Annotated in this window: 20 protein-coding genes and 1 riboswitch; of the genes, 6 read left to right on the top strand and 14 right to left on the bottom strand. The window is 74.2% G+C overall.

The annotated features are described in order from the left end of the window. Nucleotides 1–2: 2 nt before the first annotated feature. The 4 genes from F8279_RS19500 to F8279_RS19485 form a co-directional block, all read right to left on the bottom strand. Complete coding sequence (locus F8279_RS19500; protein WP_151500686.1) at nucleotides 3–557, bottom strand: thioredoxin domain-containing protein; 555 nt, start codon at nucleotides 555–557, stop codon at nucleotides 3–5. After that, nucleotides 554–1,051, bottom strand: a complete 498-nt coding sequence (locus F8279_RS19495; RefSeq protein ID WP_151500685.1) for a redoxin domain-containing protein — start codon at nucleotides 1,049–1,051, stop codon at nucleotides 554–556. The genes F8279_RS19500 and F8279_RS19495 overlap by 4 nt, the downstream gene beginning before the upstream one ends. A gap of 59 nt (nucleotides 1,052–1,110) precedes the next feature. Next, a complete protein-coding gene (locus F8279_RS19490; RefSeq protein WP_151500684.1) occupies nucleotides 1,111–1,785 on the bottom strand; it encodes a BON domain-containing protein in 675 nt (224 codons plus the stop codon). A 161-nt stretch (nucleotides 1,786–1,946) separates the two neighbouring features. Beyond that, a complete protein-coding gene (locus F8279_RS19485; protein ID WP_091421399.1) occupies nucleotides 1,947–2,351 on the bottom strand; it encodes a hypothetical protein in 405 nt (134 codons plus the stop codon). A 420-nt stretch (nucleotides 2,352–2,771) separates the two neighbouring features. On the opposite strand from F8279_RS19485, the gene F8279_RS19480 reads away from it, so the two are divergent. Together F8279_RS19480 and F8279_RS19475 are read left to right on the top strand one after the other, a co-directional pair. After that, the gene (locus tag F8279_RS19480; protein WP_151500683.1) at nucleotides 2,772–3,131 is read left to right on the top strand and encodes an STAS domain-containing protein; all 360 of its coding nucleotides are present in this window, start codon (nucleotides 2,772–2,774) and stop codon (nucleotides 3,129–3,131) included. Between the two features lie 101 nt (nucleotides 3,132–3,232). Beyond that, nucleotides 3,233–3,685, top strand: coding sequence for an SRPBCC family protein (locus F8279_RS19475; RefSeq protein WP_091421393.1), 453 nt, complete (start codon nucleotides 3,233–3,235; stop codon nucleotides 3,683–3,685). Between the two features lie 23 nt (nucleotides 3,686–3,708). Here the strand turns inward: F8279_RS19475 and F8279_RS19470 are convergent, their stop codons facing one another. The 4 genes from F8279_RS19470 to F8279_RS19455 all read right to left on the bottom strand — a co-directional run bounded on the left by F8279_RS19470 (nucleotide 3,709) and on the right by F8279_RS19455 (nucleotide 9,232). Further along, on the bottom strand, nucleotides 3,709–4,791 hold the full coding sequence (locus F8279_RS19470) for a hypothetical protein (protein ID WP_151500682.1): 1,083 nt from the start codon (nucleotides 4,789–4,791) through the stop codon (nucleotides 3,709–3,711). Between the two features lie 4 nt (nucleotides 4,792–4,795). Beyond that, nucleotides 4,796–4,926, bottom strand: a riboswitch (cyclic di-AMP (ydaO/yuaA leader). A gap of 143 nt (nucleotides 4,927–5,069) precedes the next feature. Further along, the gene (locus F8279_RS19465; RefSeq protein ID WP_091421387.1) at nucleotides 5,070–5,984 is read right to left on the bottom strand and encodes a cation diffusion facilitator family transporter; all 915 of its coding nucleotides are present in this window, start codon (nucleotides 5,982–5,984) and stop codon (nucleotides 5,070–5,072) included. A gap of 91 nt (nucleotides 5,985–6,075) precedes the next feature. Next, nucleotides 6,076–8,193 (bottom strand): AAA family ATPase, encoded by a 2,118-nt coding sequence (locus F8279_RS19460; RefSeq protein ID WP_151500681.1) that lies wholly within the window; start codon nucleotides 8,191–8,193, stop codon nucleotides 6,076–6,078. A 124-nt stretch (nucleotides 8,194–8,317) separates the two neighbouring features. After that, entirely contained in the window at nucleotides 8,318–9,232 is a 915-nt protein-coding gene (locus F8279_RS19455; RefSeq protein ID WP_151500680.1) for an alpha/beta fold hydrolase, read from the bottom strand. A 148-nt stretch (nucleotides 9,233–9,380) separates the two neighbouring features. Between F8279_RS19455 and F8279_RS19450 the strand changes: the two genes are divergently transcribed. After that, nucleotides 9,381–10,010: a carbonic anhydrase gene (locus F8279_RS19450; protein WP_151500679.1), complete on the top strand. Its 630-nt coding sequence runs from the start codon at nucleotides 9,381–9,383 to the stop codon at nucleotides 10,008–10,010. 36 nt (nucleotides 10,011–10,046) lie between these two features. Here F8279_RS19450 and F8279_RS19445 read toward each other — a convergent pair whose 3' ends face one another. Beyond that, the gene (locus F8279_RS19445) at nucleotides 10,047–10,376 is read right to left on the bottom strand and encodes a hypothetical protein (RefSeq protein ID WP_013287842.1); all 330 of its coding nucleotides are present in this window, start codon (nucleotides 10,374–10,376) and stop codon (nucleotides 10,047–10,049) included. Nucleotides 10,377–10,704: 328 nt separating this feature from the next. Between F8279_RS19445 and F8279_RS19440 the strand changes: the two genes are divergently transcribed. The 3 genes from F8279_RS19440 to F8279_RS19430 all read left to right on the top strand — a co-directional run bounded on the left by F8279_RS19440 (nucleotide 10,705) and on the right by F8279_RS19430 (nucleotide 13,242). Beyond that, entirely contained in the window at nucleotides 10,705–11,196 is a 492-nt protein-coding gene (locus tag F8279_RS19440; RefSeq protein WP_013287841.1) for a DUF3145 domain-containing protein, read from the top strand. A gap of 33 nt (nucleotides 11,197–11,229) precedes the next feature. Beyond that, on the top strand, nucleotides 11,230–12,954 hold the full coding sequence (locus F8279_RS19435) for a glycoside hydrolase family 3 protein (RefSeq protein WP_151500678.1): 1,725 nt from the start codon (nucleotides 11,230–11,232) through the stop codon (nucleotides 12,952–12,954). Nucleotides 12,955–13,020: 66 nt separating this feature from the next. Continuing rightward, nucleotides 13,021–13,242 carry a hypothetical protein gene (locus F8279_RS19430; protein ID WP_091421374.1) on the top strand — a complete coding sequence of 74 codons (222 nt, stop codon included), beginning with the start codon at nucleotides 13,021–13,023 and terminating at the stop codon, nucleotides 13,240–13,242. A gap of 53 nt (nucleotides 13,243–13,295) precedes the next feature. Here the strand turns inward: F8279_RS19430 and fabF are convergent, their stop codons facing one another. The 5 genes from fabF to F8279_RS19405 all read right to left on the bottom strand — a co-directional run bounded on the left by fabF (nucleotide 13,296) and on the right by F8279_RS19405 (nucleotide 18,334). Then, the gene (fabF, locus tag F8279_RS19425) at nucleotides 13,296–14,522 is read right to left on the bottom strand and encodes a beta-ketoacyl-ACP synthase II (protein WP_091421371.1); all 1,227 of its coding nucleotides are present in this window, start codon (nucleotides 14,520–14,522) and stop codon (nucleotides 13,296–13,298) included. Nucleotides 14,523–14,524: 2 nt separating this feature from the next. Beyond that, nucleotides 14,525–14,764 (bottom strand): acyl carrier protein, encoded by a 240-nt coding sequence (locus F8279_RS19420; RefSeq protein WP_007072348.1) that lies wholly within the window; start codon nucleotides 14,762–14,764, stop codon nucleotides 14,525–14,527. An 83-nt stretch (nucleotides 14,765–14,847) separates the two neighbouring features. Further along, nucleotides 14,848–15,792: a beta-ketoacyl-ACP synthase III gene (locus F8279_RS19415; protein ID WP_091421369.1), complete on the bottom strand. Its 945-nt coding sequence runs from the start codon at nucleotides 15,790–15,792 to the stop codon at nucleotides 14,848–14,850. Beyond that, nucleotides 15,793–16,962 (bottom strand): acyltransferase domain-containing protein, encoded by a 1,170-nt coding sequence (locus F8279_RS19410; protein ID WP_151500677.1) that lies wholly within the window; start codon nucleotides 16,960–16,962, stop codon nucleotides 15,793–15,795. 97 nt (nucleotides 16,963–17,059) lie between these two features. Further along, nucleotides 17,060–18,334 (bottom strand): CdaR family transcriptional regulator, encoded by a 1,275-nt coding sequence (locus F8279_RS19405; RefSeq protein ID WP_276526480.1) that lies wholly within the window; start codon nucleotides 18,332–18,334, stop codon nucleotides 17,060–17,062. Nucleotides 18,335–18,425: the final 91 nt, after the last annotated feature.

Genomic DNA, 18,425 nt, shown 5'->3' with positions numbered 1-18,425 from the left:
TCTCAGCCGTCGTCGGTGGCGGCGTCCACCACGGCGAGCAGCTCGGCCAGGTCGTAGCCGCCGTCGTGGCGGACGTCGTTGACGAACAACGTCGGGGTGCCGTTGACGCCGCTGCGGATGCCGCCGACGAAGTCCTGCCGGACCCGGTCGGCGTAGTCCTGCCGGCCGACCTCCGCGGCGATCTCCTCCGGCGACAGGCCGATCTGCTCGACGCCCAGCGACAGGTGCACCGGGTCGAGCTGGTCCTGGTGCTGGTAGAGCCAGTCGTACATCTCCCAGAACCGGCCCCGGGCGGCGGCGGCCTCGGCGGTCTCCGCGGCGCTCTCCGCGTACGGGTGGACGTTGGTGATCGGGAAGTGCCGGTACGCCAGGCGCACCGTGTCGGCCCGCTGGCGCAGCACCTCGGCCAGGTTCGGGTACGCGGCGCCGCAGAACCGGCACTGGAAGTCGCCGTACTCGACGATGGTGACCGGCGCGTCCACCGGTCCGCGGACGTGGTCGCGTTCGGTCACCGGGATCCGCAGTCGTGCGGTGGTGACCTGAAGGGGCGTGGTCATCCGGCACTCACCCGCCGATCCGAGTCCAGCCGTTCCAGCGCGTCGAGGATCCCGTCCACGCCCGGGTTCACCTCGGGCGGGGACAGGTGGCTCCAGGCCGCCCGGCCGTCCGGGCCGATCACCACGAGTGCCCGGTCCGACTGCCCGTGCGGCGCGTACGCGCCGTACCGCCGCGACACCTCACCCTTGGGTTCGAAGTCGGCGAGCAGCGGGAACCGGATGCCCCGGCTCTCGGCGAACGCCCGGTGCGAGTAGACGCTGTCCACCGAGATGCCGAGCAGTACCGCGTCGTACCGCTCCAGCTCGGGCAGGGCGGCCTGGTACAGGGTCATCTGCTCGCCGCAGACCGGTGACCAGTCCGCCGGGTAGAAGGCGAGCACCACGGGACGGCCCCGGAACTGCCCTGGGCCCACCTCGCGCCCGTCCGGCGCCGCCGGCAGCGTGAACCCGGGCGCGGCCTGCCCGGGTGTGATCAGCCCGTTCGGATCACTCATGCCTCCCACCATGGCCGCGACCCGGGTGAGGCGGGCTCACCCGGGCGGGGTGGTTCCGGTCAGCGCACGACGAGGTGGTTGTGCACCTCCCGGATGCCGGGGGCGTTCCACACCACCCGCTCGATCTCCTCGCGTTCGCCGGCCGAGTGGACCTGCCCGTCCAGCAGCACCGTGTCGCCGTGCACCCGCACGTCGACCTCCTCGGCCTCGGTGGCGCGGTTGCGGGCCAGCGCGTCCACGATCCGCTCGGCCAGGTCGCGGCCGTCGGCGTGCACCGCCGGGCGCACGGCGATCCCGTTGCTCACCCCGCGTACGCCGGTGAGCCGGGCGACCGACCGTTCGGCGGTCCGCCGCTGGTACTCCCACTCGACCTCGCCGTGCAGCGTGACCCAGCCGTCGGCCACAGTCACCTGCAACGCCTCGATCGGCACGAACGCGTCCCACTCCAGCGCCCGTACGGCCGCGACGGCGATCTCCGGGTCCTCCCGCCCGGCCGCGGTGTCGATCCGGACGGCGAGGTCGTTGGCGACCGCGCGGACCCGGGCGACCCGGTGCGCGGCCCGCTCGGCGGCCCACTTCTTGGCGTAGCTGTCCACCCGGCCGGTGAGCGTCACCACGCCTTCGGTGACGGTCACCCCGATCTCGTCCGGGCCGACCCGCGGCTCCCAGGTCAGCTCGTCGAGCACGGCGGACTGGATGTCCCGGTCGGTACGCGTGATCGTGTCGGTGGCCATCCGGCTCTCCCTCCCGTCGATCGCGGCGCGGGCACGTGGTCCCGCACCCGCGATCCTGCGCGTGTCCCGGGTGAGCCGCCCTCGTCCGGTCCGGGTGAAGCAGCACGACGGCCGCCCCCGGGAGTCCCGGGGAGCGGCCGTCGTCGTGTCGTACGGGTGGGTCAGCCGTCCAGGCCGGCCGGGGAGTTCGGCCGGTCCACGTCCACGAACTCGATCTCGTCCGCGGCGCGGTCCCGGCTGCCGGCGGCGCGCGCCGCGGTGCCGGCGGCCCAGCCGATCGCCGCGCCGGCGAGCGCCGCCGCGATCAGCAGCGTCCAGGGCAGCGCGGGCCGGCGGCCGGCGAGCGCGTCGAACGCGAGACCGGCCCGGCGGCGTGCCTCCTCGGCGGCGGAGCCGACCAGGTCGGTGGCGTCGTCGGCCAGGCCGGAGGAACTGCGGCGGGCGGTACGGGTGGCGTCGCGCACGCTGTCACCGGCGGAACCGGCGGCAGAGAGCAGGTGCTGCCACGCCTGGTCGGCGACCCGCTCGGCCTTGCCCCGGCGGTCCAGCAGGTTGGATCCGAACATCGTTCTACCTCCTCGGGTGCCGAAGGCCGGCGGCCACTTCGGACTCCGGTGTCCATCCGGCGGGTTCACTGTCTCGGGCAGTGCCCCACCGGCGCGCCCGGCAAACCATGCACCGTGTCACGGGCGGCCCGGGCGGCGAACGGGACGAACCACTCGAACGCGCCGGGACCGGTGCCGACGGGACGTGCGTGCGCCCGCTACCCTGGTCGGCGGATCGGCGGGACCGCCCGGTCGCACGGTTGGCCGCGACCCGCCATACAGGGGAAACTGGAACCCGGAGTTCCGGATTGGTACGCCCAGGTGTGCCCAGTTCGCGAATTGCTCATCCCGGGGGGTGGCGACCGGGCCGTTGGAGGAATACTCTCGGTCGCGGCCCGCGTACTGATGAGGCGCCCGTCATGGGCGAGTGGAGGTGCTCGCGTGAGCCTGTCGATCGTGAAGTCGGTGCGGCCGGGTGGTGTCGTCCAGATCTCGCCCCGTGGGGAGATCGACGTCGACACCGCGTACGAGGTGCGGGAAGCGGTCGCCGAAGTGCTCGCGAAGGGCCGACCCTCGCGGATCGAGCTGAACATGCGGCTCGTCACGTTCATCGACTCGGTCGGTATCAGCGCCATGGTCGCGGGCTTCCAGACCTGCGAGGTCAGCGGCGTCAAGCTCGTGGTCACCGAGCCGAGCCGGTTCGTGCACCGGCAGCTCTGGGTGACCGGCCTGCTCGGCCTGTTCGGCGCGCCCGAGCCGTGGTTCGCCGACGACACCCCCGAGGTGCTGCCCGGCGCCTGAGCGCCGTTCACACCCCCGGCGGCCAGGGGACCTTCTACCCGTTGCCAGTCCGGCGTCGGTACGGGACGATCGTCGCGACGCACGACGGCTAGGGGGCCCGCTTGCAGAGCAGCGACAGCTTCAGCTACACCGTGCAGGCCCGCTGCAGCCGGGCCGAAGCGGTGGCCCTGCTGGGTGACCTGAGTCGCCAGGGTGAGCTGCATCCGCTGATCGTCCGGGTCCGGAAGCTGCCGGCCCGGCCGGGCGCGCTGGCCAGCTACGCGATCACCGACCGGCTGCAACTCGGCCCGCTGCACTTCCCGGTCACGTACCAGGCGGACGTGCTGATCGCCGGCGAGGACGAGGTGGTCACCGTGGCGCGGCAGCAGCCCGCGACGACGGTACGCAACCACACCCGGCTGCGCGACGAGCCCGACGGCACGGTACGCATCGACGTGGAGATCACCCTCAGCGCGCCGGCGCCGCTGTTCGGGTACGCGTTCCGCCAGGCCCGGGCAGCTCACCTGGGCCTGGCGGCGCGTCTGGGAGCGACCCTGGAGGGCCGGCCGGCCTGATCCGGCCGGCCCTCAGGGCGCGCTCAGTACACCGACAGGTGCACGTGGTTGGTGTGGTCGCTGGACGGGTCGCCGTTGCCGCCGCTGTACGCCTTCCACCCGCTGCTGGGCAGCCAGATCTGCTTGAACCAGATCACGTAGAGCACGGCGAGCGGGTCGGCGTTGCGCACGAAGTACGCGGCCAGGTTGTTGCCGTACGTCCGGTCGCCGCCGGTGGCCACGCCGCCGAAGCCGCTCTTCTGCGCGGCGAAGTCGCAGGCTCGCCCCTTCGGGTGCTCACCCGAGCCGCTGGGCCGGTGGCACGAGACGTACCGGGTGAAGCCCGCCGCCTTGGCCTGTTGCAGCGCGTGCAGCGTGCGCGGCGTGATGCAGCCGTTCGCCGGGGTCGGGTCGTTGACGCTGCACGACTCCGACGGCCAGGAGCCGTCCGAGTTGCGCGGCGCGGGCTTCGCGTTCTTGCTGGAGGTGCCCTGGACGCTGCCGCCGCTGCTGCTGCTGCTGCTGCTGCGCGAGGCACGGTCGTTGGCGACCTCCAGGGCGCGCTCGGCCTGCTCCTTGCGCTTGCCCATCACCGCCACCTGCTTGCGCTGCTCGCGGATCTCGCCGTCGAGCTGGGCGCGGGTGCGGGTGGCCTCGTCCCGGGTGGTGATCAGGTCGCGCAGCGTACGGTCCTCGTGCGCGGCGACCTGCTCCAGCGCGGCGGCCCGGTCCATGAAGCCCTCCGGGCTGCTGCTGCCGAGCAGCGCCCCGGCGGTGCCCAGGCGGCCGTTGCGGTACGCCACAGCGGCGATCTCGCCGACCTTGGCGTCCCGGACGGCCAGCTCGGCGCCGACCGTCTTGAGTTGTTCGTTGAGTTGCTTCTGGCGGCTCACCGACCGGTTCAGCGCGGCCTTCGCCTCCAGCCAGCCCTTGCTGGCCGCGTCGAGCTGTGCGCGCAGTTCGGGGGTGCCGCCCTCGTCGTCGCCGGGCGCGGCGGCGAGCAGGCCGGTCGCCGGCGCCGCCGAGGCGGGGGAGACCGGAACGGTCGCGACGCCGAGGGTCAGCGTCGCGACGAGCAGGGCCGCCAACCGGGCGGCCGTCCGTCGTACAGGTGCCACTGGGGGCATTCACACGTCCTTCCGTCAACGCCGACCGGGTTAGCTGACGGGTTCGGGACGGAAGATCCCTACCGCTGACGCGGATGCACCCCACGTACGTGGTTCCCCGGCTCGTCCCTGCGGACGATTAGGCGACGGCCGCCCCACCGGGGCCGGTGGCGCCCGCGGGTGCGGCCGCGACCGAGACTACCGGCGCTGCCCGGGCACGGCTCCGTGGAGTAGTGCCACTAGGCGGGGCAAAACCGGCATAAGACTACAATAGCCACAGTGATTTAAGTGTGTCCTAATCACCACTCGGTCTGTCCGCACACTCCGGCCGACGCTCCGGGTTCGACCTGCAACGTGGCGTGATCGATGGAGAAGTCCTCGTGCAGGGCCGCCCGCGCGGCGGCCAGGACCCCGGCCGGGTCCACGCCCGGGTCGGTGGTCAGGTGCGCCGAGGCCACCTCCATGCCGGAGGTGAGCGTCCAGACGTGCAGGTCGTGCACCTCGGCCACGCCGGGCACGGCGGCCAGCCGGTCGTGCACGGCGGTCACCTGGAGGTGTTCCGGCGCGGCCTGCACCAGGATGCGCAGCGCGGCCCGGCCGAGCCGCCAGGTGCGCGGCAGGATGAACAGGCCGATGCCGACGGCGACGAGCGGGTCCGCCCACCACCAGTCGGTCACCGTGATGACCAGCGCGGCGGCGATCACGCCGAGCGAGCCGAGCAGGTCGCCGAGCACCTCCAGGTACGCCCCGCGCAGGTTGATGCTCTCCTTCGACCCGGCGCGCAGCAGCGCGAACGCCACGATGTTGGCGAGCAGGCCGAGCACCGCCACCACGAGCATCGGGCCGGCCAGCACCTCCGGCGGCTCGCCGAAGCGGCGTACCGCCTCGACCAGGACGTAGATCGCGACGGCGCCGAGCAGCACGGCGTTGGCGAGGGCGGCGAGCACCTCCAGCCGGTAGAGCCCGAACGTGCGCTGCGGGTCGGTGCCGGCGCGCCGGGTGGCGGTGATCGCCGCGAGGGCCATGCCGATGCCGAGGACGTCGGTGAACATGTGCCCGGCGTCGGAGAGCAGCGCCAGCGAGCCGGTCGTGAAGGCGGCCACCGCCTCGACCACCATCAGGGCGGCGAGCAGCGCGAACGCGGCCCAGAGGCGGCCGCGGTGGCGGTGTGCCGCGTTGGCCACCGCGCCGCTGTGGTCATGACCTGCGCCCACGCCAACACCCTCCCTGCCGCGTACCGGCCCGGCCCAATGTATGTTCACATCGCTATGTATGCAAGTGAACGGCGGGTGGCGGCGGGGCCACTCACCCCACCGGGTCGAGCGTGGTGAGACGCTGGGTCGCCCGGGACAGCGCCACGTAGAGCGTGCGCACGCCCGAGCCGGGGTCGGCCCGGATCTCGCCCGGCGCCACCAGCACCACGCCGTCGTACTCCATGCCCTTGGCCTCGAGGCTGGTGACGACCTGGAGCCGGCCCGCGCCGAGCGCGCCCAGCCAGCCGGCCACCTCGTCCCGGCGCGGCACCGGCGTGATCACACCGACCGTGCCCTCCACCTGCGCGAGCAGCGCCTCGGCCGCCTCGACGGTGGCCGCCGGCAGGTCGGCGGCGGGCAGCGTGCGCTCGACCGGCGGCACACCGGTGGACCGCACCGCGTCGGGCAGCGGCAGGTCCGGGTAGAGCCGGCGGATCTCCGCCGCCGCCACCGCGAAGATCTCCGCCGAGTTGCGGTAGTTGGTGGTCAGCTCGTAGCGATGCCGCTTGCGGCGGCCCAGCGCCTGGTCACGGGCCCGGTCCAGCTCCTGCGGATCGCCGGTCCAGGCGGTCTGCGCCGGGTCGCCGACCACGGTCCAGGACGCCAGCCGCCCGCGCCGGCCGATCATCCGCCACTGCATCGGCGACACGTCCTGCGACTCGTCCACCACCACGTGCGCGTAGTCGCGGTAGTCGGTCGGACGCTCCCGTGCCGCCGCGCGGGCGGCGCGCTGCCGGTCGGCGTACGTGCTCAGCTCGCGCACGCCACCCGCGAGCTGGTACGGGTCGCGCTTGGGCCGGGCCCGCTGCACCGGCTTGCCGAGCAGCGCGTCCAGCTCGTCCAGCAGCGCGATGTCGGCCACCGTCAGCCCTTCGCTCGCGAGGCTCCGGTACGCGTCGCTGAGCAGCCGGACCTCCGCCGAGGAGAGGATCCCCCCGGCGTAGCGGCGCAGCCGGTCCGGGCGGGCCAGCCAGTCCAGCACGTGCCGCGGGTGCAGCCGGGGCCACCACGCCTTGAGGAACTCGCGGAACTCCGGCCGCTCGATGATCTCGTCCTCGAACGCGGGCTGCTCCGGCAGCCGGCCCACCCGCAGCGTGCGGGCCTGCGCGTAGAGCGCGGCGAGCACCGCGTCGAACGCCGCCCGGCGTACCTCGTTGCGGCGCGCGCCCCGGGTCAGCGTCCGGTCCCGGATCGCGTCCAGCGCGGGGCGTTCCAGACGCAGCAGCTCGCCCCGGTAGAGCAGGCGCAGCTCGGCCGGGGAGTCCGGCACCGCGTCGCGTACCGCGCGTTCCAGCACCCGGCGCATCCGCAGCGACCCCTTCACCGCCGCCACGTCCGGCGGGTCGGTCCGGGACGCGGACAGGCCCGGGAACAGCGAGCCGAGCGAGCGCAGCGTGGCGGTCTCCTCGCCCAGCGAGGGCAGCACCGAGGCGATGTACTCGACGAACACGCCGGACGGGCCGACCACCAGGATGCCGCCGCCGGCGTACCGGGCCCGGTCGGAGTAGAGCAGGTACGCGGCCCGGTGCAGCGCCACCGCCGTCTTGCCGGTGCCCGGGCCGCCGGAGACGATCGTGACGCCGTTGCCGGGGGAGCGGATCGCCTCGTCCTGCTCGCGCTGGATGGTGGCGACGATGTCCCGCATGCCCCGGCCGGTGGCCCGCGACAGCGTGGCCAGCAGCGCCCCGTCACCGACCACCGCCATGTCCGGCGGCGCGGCCTCCGGGTCCAGCAGGTCGTCCTCGATCCGGGTGACCTTCTCCGAGGCGGACTGGATCGTGCGCCGGCGCACCACGCCGCGCGGCTCGGCGGGCGTGGCCTGGTAGAACGCGGCGGCGGCGGGTGCCCGCCAGTCCACCACCAGCGTCTCCGCGTCCACGCCCCGCACACCGAGGCGGCCGACGTGCAGCACCTGCCCGGTACGCAGGTCCAGCCGGCCGAACACCAGCCCTTCGTGCTCGGCGTCCAGCACGTGCCGGCGCTGGGCGGCGTGGAAGACCATCGCGTCCCGCTCGACAAGCGCGCCGAAGTTGCCGACCCGGGCCAGCCGGTAGCCCTCCCGCTCAGCCTCGGCCGCGGACCGGCGCAGTTCGGCCAGCCGGGCGTACACCCGGTCGAGGTGGCGCTGCTCGGCGGCGATCTCCCGGTCCAGCGTGGTCTGGTCGGTCAACGCGGATGCTCCTGTGTTCGGAGGGCACGACGGGCTGAATGAGGGTACGGGCCGCCGGCAACCGGCACGCCGGGGCATGCCGCGCACGTGGCGTACGTCGGTGCCGCCCGGGGTCGGGGGACGCTCAGAGGCGGGTCGCGGGGCGGCCGGCCAGCACCCGGTCCAGCACGCCGGAGAGGGCGGCGTTCACCTCGTCGGGGCGCTCCATCATGAGCATGTGCCCGGCGCCCGGGCAGACGGTCAGTTCCGTGGTGGGCAGCGCCGCCGCGATCGACTCGGCGCAAGGCGGCGGGGTGAGCCGGTCCCGGTCCCCGACCAGCGCGGCAGCCGGCAGCCCGCCGAGCGCGGAGAGCGTCTCCAGCCGGTGCTGGGCGCCGATCGAGGCGCGGAAACCGCCGATCGAGCGCAGCGTGGCCCGGGCCACCGCCGAGGTGACGAGCCGGATGTCCGCCGGGTCGCAGCGGTCGCCGAACAGCATCCAGCGGATGCTCGGGCGCAGCGCGCGCAGCAGCGCGTGCGGGGGCCGCCAGCCGCCGCACCGGGCCAGCACACCGGCGCCGGTGGTCTCGGCCAGGCGGATCAGCCGGGTGATCCGGGGGGAGAGGCCGTACGCGGTGTGCGTGTGCCCCTCCGCGGTGGTGGAGACGAAGACCAGACCGGCGGTACGCGCGGCGAACCGGTCGGGGTGGCGGTGGGCGTACTCCATCACGGTCATCCCGCCCATCGAGTGCCCGACCAGGACGACCGGACCGGACGGGACGATCTCGTCGATCACCGCCGCGAGGTCGTCGCCGAGCTGGGCGAGGGTGGCGTCGCGCAGCGACATGCAGCTCGACCGGCCGTGGCCGCGCGCGTCGTAGGTGACCACCCGGACCCGGCCGCCGAAGCGCTCCCGCAGCTCCGCGACCTGGCGGTGCCAGCTGCGCCCGTCGAGCGTCCAGCCGTGCAGCAGGACCGCGGTGACCTCGGCGTCGAGCGGCCCGGTGACCGTGACGTGCAGACGTACGTCGTCCGGAAGCCGCAGTTCCAGGTCCGGCATCGTCCACCTCCCGGGCCCGCCGATGTGTGTCCACCGGATGACCCGGCGGTGACACCGGCGTTACCCGCCATGAGACCACGGCAACCGGCCCGGAGAGAAGATTCGCGTCCGGCCCCACGGCGTCGGATCGGTGACCAGGCTGGGAGGTATGCCGTCCACCGCCCGCAGCCCGCGCGCCGCGCTGTCCGAGCTGCTCGCCGGCAACCGCCGCTTCGTCAGCGGGCAGCCGGTGCACGGGCACGACGTCACCGCCGCCGCGGCGGTGGCCTCCGGCGACCAGCAGCCGTACGCGGTGGTGCTGGGCTGTATCGACTCGCGCGTGCCGCTGGAGGCGATCTTCGACCAGACGTTCGGTTCGATCTGCGTGATCCGTACCGGCGGGCATGTGCTCGACCGGGCCGTCCGGGGCTCGATCGAGTACGTGGTGGAGCAGCTCGGCGTACGCCTGGTGATGGTGCTGGGCCACGAGCGCTGCGGCGCGGTCGGCTCGACGGTCGAGGCGCTGCGCACCGGGCGGCGCCCCGGCGGGGACCTGGCGTACGTGGTGGACCGGATCGCCCCGGCGGTCACCGACGTCGGGGTGGACGACCCGGACGCGCACCCGCTGGCGATCCGCCGCCACGTCCGGCGCACCGTGGCCGCGCTGCGCTGCGACGACCGGCTGGCCGGGTCGGTGCAGGCCGGTGAAATCGCGGTGGAGGGCGCGCTCTACGACCTGGCCACGGGCGAGGTCACACTGCTGCCGCAGGAGCAGACGCGAAACCGCCCGCCGGGGTGATCCCGGCGGGCGGTCACGGTGGTGCGGTGAGGGCGCTCAGCCCTCGAAGACGCCGGCCTCGACCAGGCGCTTCTCGGTGGCGTCCCAGCCGTGGTCCGGGTAGGACGCGGCCAGGCCGTTGATCTCGGCGCGGATCTTGGCGGCGTGGCCGGCGGCGGCCAGCACCCGGATCTCCTCGACGAAGGCGTCGGAGTCGGTGCGCAGGTGCGCGGTCTTGCCGTTGGTCAGGTTACGCACGTAGGCGTGCTTGCCGCCGTTGAGCGGGATCAGGTACTTGAACTCGCCCAGCACGCTGAGGGCGCCACCCTGGCCAGCCTGGCCGGCCCGGACGGACGCGCGCGCGGTCTTAGAGGTGTTGCTCGCCACGGAGGTACTCCTTGCAGACGTACGGTGGGGACGGAAGGCCGTCCGGGGGCTGTGCGAGTGACGCCCGGGTGGGCGCCGGCCCGCGAAGATGTACGGCGGCACAGAGAACCGCCCAGAGAACTGTACACGACCACGACACCTGGCTGGTCGTCGCGGCGTCAGAGGGCATAACCGGGTCCACCACCCGGGTATTTCCCGCCCCGGGGCCCGGCGAATTTTCCGATTCGCTGGCGCACCACCAGTCACAAGAGTCATCATGTGTGCCAGGTACCACTCGGTAGGACGAGGTCGTAGGGGAAGACGCACCTCGGCTCACCGGGAGGTCACCGTGCCAACGCGTGGCGTCGTATACGTCCACTCGACCCCGCTCGCCGTGTGCTCGCACGTCGAGTGGGCGATCGCGCGCGTCCTCGCCGCGCCGGTCAACCTGCACTGGACGGCGCAGCCCGCCGATCCGGGCGCCCGTCGCGCCGAGTGCGGCTGGACCGGCAGCCCGGGGACCGGCGCGGAGCTGGCCGCTGCCCTTCGGCAGTGGCCCATGATCCGTTTCGAGGTCACCGAGGAACCCAGTCCAGGCGTCGACGGCGAGCGCTTCATGTACGTACCGGGCCGCGGCCTGTTCCGCGCCGCGGTCGGCGCGGCCGGCGACATCCAGCTCGGCGAGGACCGGCTCCGCAGCCTGATGGCCGCCGCACGCAGCCCGGAGGCGCTGGCCCACGCCCTGGACAAGGCGCTCGGCACCGCCTGGGACGCCGAGCTGGAGCCCTACCGGTACGCCGGGGACGGCGCGCCGGTGACGCTGCTCACCCGGGTCGGGTGACGGCGGCCGAGTTGCCCCGATACGGTGGGCCGCGTGTCGATTTCCCCGCGGCGCTCCGCCGTCGCGCTCGCCGCACTGACCGCGCTGCTCGTCTCCGGGTGCTCGGACGGGCCGGACCGGCCCCGGCCCGCCCCGTCGAGTCCGGCGCCGTCGTCGGCCGGGCCCGCGCCGAGTGACCCGCCGGCCGCCGATCCGGCCGCCCGGGCCGCCGCGCTCGCCGGCACGCTGAGCGACGAGGACCTGGTCGGGCAGGTGCTGATGCCGTACGCGTACGGCAGCTCGGCCACCGAGGTCTCGGCCGGGTCGGCAGCCGGGAACCGGGCGCTCGCCGGGGTCGACACCCCCGCCGAGATGGTGGCGAAGTACCGGCTCGGCGGGCTGATCCTGGTCGGCTTCAGCGCCGACGACCCGACCTCGGGCAACCAGGCCACCACGAACGTGGACAACCCCAAGCAGGTCCGTGCGCTGACCGACGGGCTGCGCGCCGCCGCCGGCAAGCTGCCCACCGGCGCCGCGCCCTTCCTGATCGGCACCGACCAGGAGTACGGCGTGGTCACCCGGATCACCGACGGGGTGACGCTGCTGCCCAGCCCGCTCGCCGCCGGCGCCGCCGGGAACCCGGCGCTGACCGAGGCCGCCTGGCGGGCCGCCGGGGCCGAGCTGGCCGCGATGGGCATCAACCTCGACTTCGCCCCGGTCGCCGACGTGCTGGCGGCCCGCAGCACGGTGATCGGCTCCCGGTCCTTCGGCGCCGACCCGGCGACCGCGTCCCCGCAGGTGGCGGGCGCGGTACGCGGCCTGCAGGCGGAGGGCGTCGGCGCCGCGGTCAAGCACTTCCCCGGGCACGGCCTGAGCGCCGAGGACTCGCACACCGAACTGCCGGTGATCAAGCAGTCCCGCGCCGAGCTGGACCGCCTCGCGTTCCCGCCGTTCCGGGCCGGGATCGGGGCCGGGGCCATGGCGGTGATGTCGGCCCACCTGGACGTCAAGGCCGTCGACCCGGGTACCCCCGCCACGTTCTCCCGCAAGCTGCTCACCGACGTGCTGCGCGGCCAGATGGGCTTCCAGGGTGTGGTGATCACCGACGGGATGAACATGGCCCCGGCGAAGAAGTGGTCGCCGGGCGAGGCAGCCGTGCGCGCGCTCAACGCCGGCAACGACCTCATCCTGATGACCCCGAACGTCAAGCAGGCCTACGACGGGCTGCGCGCCGCGCTCAAGGACGGCTCGCTGCCCCGCGCCCGCCTGGTCGAGGCGGTCACCCGGGTGCTGACCATGAAGTTCCGGCTGGCCGGGCGGGACGCGCCCGCGCTGTCCACGCTCGACGGCGCCGCACACCGCAAGGCCGCCGACGACCTGGCCACCGCCGCCGTGACGGTGCTGCGTGGCAAGTGCGGGGGCGCGGTGAGCGGACCGGTGAGCGTGACCTCCTCCGGCGGCCGGGAGCGCACCCGCAAGCTGCTGACCGAGGCGCTCACCGCGGCCGGGGTCAAGGTGGTGCCCTCCGGCGGCACGGTGGTGCACCTGGTCGGGTACGGCGACGGCGCGAAGGACCTGCGCGCGGACGCCGCCGTGACGGTGGCGATGGACACGCCGTACGTGCTGTCCGGGGCGAAGTCCCCGACGCTGATGGCGACCTACTCGTCCACCCGCGCCTCGATGGCCGGGCTCGCGGCGGTGCTCGCCGGCAAGGCCCGCCCGGCCGGGCGCTCCCCGGTGCCGGTCTCCGGCCTGCCGGCCACCACCTGCCGCACCTGACCCGGCCGGCCGGTCGCGCCGAAACCGGGGTGCGTCCGGGCGGTCCCGGCTGGCAGGGTGGCGCCCATGGGAGAGGCAGCACAGGGTTTCCGCTACGTCGAGCGCGCCGACGGCACGGTGGTCATCACGCATCACGGCCGGGTCGCCGGCACGTTGCGCGGCGGCCGGGCCGCGCAGTTCCTGGCCGAGGTCGGCGACGACCCGCAGCTGACCATGGCCCGGTGGACCGGCAACTACCGGCGGGGCAACGAGCGGACCGCCCGGCAGCACCCCCGCAATCGCGGCTGAAAGATAAGAAAGGGCCCCTTCTCGACGGAGAAGGGGCCCATTCGCACGTCCGCTCAGGGGCGGGTGAAGACCAGTGCCACGTTGTGCCCGCCGAAGCCGAACGCGTTGTTCAGCGCCGCCGGGATCTCCATGTGACGCGCCTTGTGCGCGGCCACGTCCAGGGTCAGGCCCTCGTCCGGGTCGTCCAGGTTGATCGTCGGCGGGATCACACCGTCCCGGATGGCCAGGATGGTGGCGATCGACTCCAGCGCGCCGGCCGCGCCGAGCAGGTGCCCGGTCATCGACTTCGTGGCGGTGAGCACCGGGTGGTCGCCGACCGCCTGACGCAGCGCGCCGATCTCCAGCATGTCCCCGACCGGGGTGGAGGTGGCGTGCGCGTTGACGTGCACGATGTCGGTACGGGCCACGTCCGCGTCGGCGACCGCCCGGGCGATGGCCCGGATCGCGCCCTCGCCCTCGGCGTGCGGCTGCACGATGTCGTACGCGTCGGAGGTGATCCCCGCGCCGGCCAGGCGCGCGTACACCCGGGCGCCCCGGGCGGCGGCGTGGTCGGCGCGCTCCAGGATCACCACGCCCGCGCCCTCACCGAGCACGAAGCCGTCGCGGCCGGAGTCCCACGGCCGGGAGGCCCGCTCCGGCTCGTCGTTGCGGGTCGACATGGCCCGCATCGAGCTGAAGCCGGCGATCGGCAGCGGGTGGATGACCGCCTCGGTGCCGCCGGCCACCACCACGTCGGCCCGGCCGGCGCGGATGATGTCCAGCCCCAGCGCGATCGCCTCCGCGCCGGTCGCGCAGGCGCTGGCGACCGTGTGCACGCCGGCCTTGGCGCCCAGCTCCAGACCGACCCAGGCGGCCGGGCCGTTCGGCATCAGCATCGGGATGGTGTGCGGGGAGACCCGCCGCGGTCCGGACGCCTCCAGGATGTCGTCCTGGGCGAGCAGGGTGGTGGCGCCGCCGATGCCCGAGCCGACGCTGACCGCCAGCCGCTCCGGGTCCGGCCCGGCCTCGTCCAGACCGGCGTCGGCCCACGCCTGCCGGGCGGCGATGATGGCGATCGCCTCCGAGCGGTCCAGCCGGCGCAGCTTCACCCGGTCCAGCACCTCGGACGGGTCGACCGCCAGCTCGGCGGCGATCCGGACGGGCAGTTGCGCGGCCCACTCCTGGGTGAGCGCACTCACCCCGGAGCGGCCGGCGAGCATGGCGTCCCAGGTCGACGCGACGTCCCCGCCGAGCGGGGTCGTCGCGCCGAGCCCGGTGACGACGACGTCGGGACGACTCATGATCAGGACTGCGCCTCGATGTAGCTGACCGCGTCCCCGACGGTCTTGAGGTTCTGCACCTCGTTGTCCGGGATCTTGACGCCGAACTTCTCCTCGGCCGCCACCACGACCTCGACCATGGAGAGCGAGTCGACGTCGAGGTCGTCGGTGAAGGACTTCCCCTCGGCCACGTCGTCCGGGTTCACGCCGGCAACCTCTTCGAGGATCTCGGCGAGGCCGGCGGTGATCTCGTCACGGGTCATTGCGGTTGGTTCCTCTCATCGGGGGTCACGTGTCACCGGCGTCGCCGGTCACACACCTCGGCGCGTTCGCGCCCGAGGGGGTCTCAGGGGCAGCGCACGACCTGACCGGCGTAGGTCAGGCCGCCACCGAAGCCGAACAGCAGCACCGGGGCGCCCGAGGGCACCTCGCGCCGCTCGACAAGCTTCGACAGGGCAAGCGGGATGCTGGCCGCCGACGTGTTGCCGGACTCGACGATGTCCTTGGCGATGATCGCGTCAGGGATGTTCAGCCGCTTGGCGATGCCGTCGATGATCCGGGCGTTGGCCTGGTGCGGCACGAACGCGGCCAGCTCCGACGGATGCACCCCGGCGCGCTCGCAGGCCTGCAGCGCGAGCGGGGCGATCGCGGTGGTGGCCCAGCGGAACACCGACTGCCCCTCCTGCGTGATGTACGGCTGCCAGCCCTCGATCCGGACCGCGTCACTCTTCTCCGGCGCGGAACCCCAGACCACCGGCCCGATCCCGGCCGGCTCGTCGTCGGCGGTCGCGGTGACCACCGCCGCCCCGGCGCCGTCGGCGAAGATGATGCAGGTCGAGCGGTCGGTCCAGTCGGTCAGGTCGGAGAGCTTCTCCGCGCCGACGACTATCGCGTTGCGCGCCGCGCCGGCCCGGATCGCGTGGTCCACGGTGCCCAGCGCGTACGCGAAACCGGAGCAGGCGGTGTTGAGGTCGAAGGCCGCGGGCGCGTTGATGCCCAGCTTGGCCGCGACCCGGCAGGCCACGTTGGGGCTGCGGTCCGCCGACGAGCAGGTGGCCACCACCACCAGGTCGATGTCGGCGGCGGTGAGGCCGGAGTTGGCGAGCGCCTTGCCGGCGGCGGCGGTTGCCATGTCGGCCACCGTCTCGTCGCCCGCGATCCGCCGGGTGACGATGCCGACCCGGTCCCGGATCCACTCGTCGTTGGTGTCCACCATCTGCGCGATCTCGTCGTTCGTGACGACGCGGGAGGGCTGGTAGTGCCCCATCGCGACGATCCGGCTGCCGGCCATTTAGTGCGTTCCTCCGATGCGGACGAGGGGCTGGCCCGGTGCGACCGGGTCGTCGTGGTGTGCGAGCCACTCGACGAGCGGCCCGTTGTCGTGCGCGGTCACCTCGACCGGCCCCCGGCCGGTGGCGACGTGGCCGAGGACCTGTCCGGCGCGTACCTCGGTGCCCTCGGCCGGTCCGACCGAGCGGTCGAGGCGACCGGCGGCGGGGGAGACGACCACCCGGAACGACGGCGCGGCCGGGCGGGCGGCGGGGCCGGCGTGCCGGGCGATCAGGCGGCGCGCGGCGGGCAGGTCGGCCGGGGTGTTCAGGGTGACGATCTCGGGTGCGCCCTCGCCCTTGAGCTCCCGCTTGACCAGCCCGGCCAGGGTGCCGGCCGGCGGCAGCTCGATCACGCCGGTGACGCCGAGGTCGGCCAGCGTCCGCATGCACAGGTCCCAGCGGACCGGCGCGGTCACCTGCCGGACCAGGCGCCGGACCGTCTCCGGGCCGTGCCCGGCCGGTGCGCCGTCGAGGTTGGACAGCAGGATCCGGGCCGGCGCGGAGGCCGGGACACCGGCGGCCACCGCGGCGAGGGCGGTCTCGGCGGGCGCCATGTACGGCGTGTGGAACGCGCCCGCGACCTGGAGCCGGATGACCCGGGTGCGGGCCGGCGGCTCGGCGGCCAGCTTGTCCAGCGCGTCGACCGCGCCGGCGGCCACGATCTGACCGGCCCCGTTGCGGTTGGCCGGGTGCAGCCCGTGCGCCGTCAGCGCGGCGATCACCTCGTCCGGGTCACCGCCGAGGACGGCGGCCATCCCGGTCGGCTCCAGCGCGCAGGCGGCGGCCATCTCCCGCCCGCGTACGCCGGCGAGCGTCACGGCGGACTCGGCCGGCAGCACCCCGGCCAGCGCGGCGGCGCCCAGCTCACCGACGCTGTGCCCGGCGACCAGCCCGACGTCGTGCATCGGCAGGTGCTCGGCAGCGAGCAGTGCGGCGGCGACCAGCAGCGGCTGGGTGCGGGCGGTGTCCTTGATCTCGTCCGCGTCCGCCCGGGTGCCCAGGTGGATCAGATCCACCCCGGCCAGCGCCGACCACCAGCGCAGACGCGCCTCGGCGCCGGGGAGGTCGAGCCAGGGCGCGAGGAAGCCGGGCTTCTGGGAACCCTGTCCGGGAGAGAGTACGGCGAGCACGTGTACGACTCTGACGGATACCGGCGTGCCGCGCTGTAACGTACGGCACGAAACCGCACTAGAACCTTTAGAGGAAACCTACAAAGATCGTCGGCGATCATCGCCGATCGGAGACCGTCGGCACCACCGGGTCGAGGCGTCCCACCGTCAGCGCGACCTGCAACGCGAACGCGTCGCGCGGGGCCAGCGGCGAGAAGCCGGTCACCTCGGCGATCCGCTTCAGCCGGTAGCGCACGGTGTTCGGGTGCACGAACAGCGCCCGCGCCGCGCTCTCCAGCGTGCCGCCGGCGGCGAAGAACGCGTCGAGCGTCTCCAGCAGTTCGCCGCCGGAGCGGGCCAGTGCCGCGTACACGTCGTGGCGCAACCGGCGGCGGGCCTCGGTGTCGCCGGCCAGCGCGCGTTCCGGGAGCAGTTCGTCGGCGGCGACCGGGCACGGCGCGGTCGGCCAGGCCGGCGCGGCCCGGAACCCGGCCAGCGCCGCCCGCGCCGATTCGGTGGCCTCGTCCAGGCTGGGCACCGCGGGGCCGACCACCACCGGCCCCTCGCCGAAGGCGGTACGCAGCTTCTCCGTGGCCGCCACCGGATCGGCCGCCCCGCCCAGCACGATGACCAGGCGGTCGCCGTGCACGCCGCCGATCACCTCGACGCCGATCCGCCGGGCCTGCCGGTAGACGGTGTGCAGCACGGCCGCCACCTCGCCGCCGGGTGAGCGGCCCACCGCCACCGCCACCGGCGGCGCGTCCGTCCAGCCCAGCGCGGCGGCCCGGCTGGCCAGCACGTCCGGGGAGTCGCCCCGCAGCAGCGCGTCGACCAGCAGCGCCTGCAACCGGGCGTCCCAGGAGCCGCGGCTCTCGGCGGCCCGGGCGTAGACCCGCGCGGCGGCGAACGCGATCTCCCGGGAGAAGCGCAGCACCGCCTCCCGCAGCGACTGTTCCTCGCCCGGCACGGCGAGCTCCGACACCTGCTCCTCGACCACGTCGATGGTCACCTTGATCAGCGCCACGGTCTGCTGGAGGCTGATCGAGCGGGCCAGCGCCTGCGGCGCGGCGGCGAAGACCTCGTCTGACACCTCCTGGGTGCGGTCGGTCGCGCCGCCGCCCTGGCGCAGCCACTGCACCAGCGAGCGCACGCCGGCCTGGGCGACGAGCATGACCCAGGAGCGCTGGTCGGCGGGCAGCTCACGGAACCACGGCAGCGTCTCGTCCATCCGGGCCACGCTGGCGGTGGCCAGCCCGCCCGCCGCCCGTTCGATGCGGCGCAGCGTCGCCGACGTCTCCGTTCCGCCCGGTTCGCTCACCGCACCAGCCTGACACGGCGTGACCAGCGGATCCACATCGAGGTGACGGGCCCGCCGCCGCGTGAGGATCTCCACCGGTACGCGCTGACGATCTTGTTCGGCCGGGCCAGTACGGTGTCAGGGCACGCCGGGCCAGACTCCGGCCGGGCGGGCGAGGGCGACGCGT

This window comes from Micromonospora sp. AMSO1212t, from assembly GCF_008868145.1.
GTDB classification, from domain to species: Bacteria; Actinomycetota; Actinomycetes; order Mycobacteriales; family Micromonosporaceae; genus Micromonospora; species Micromonospora tulbaghiae.
Note: the sequence above shows the minus strand (reverse complement) of the source record. Positions and strands in the feature narration are given on the sequence as shown.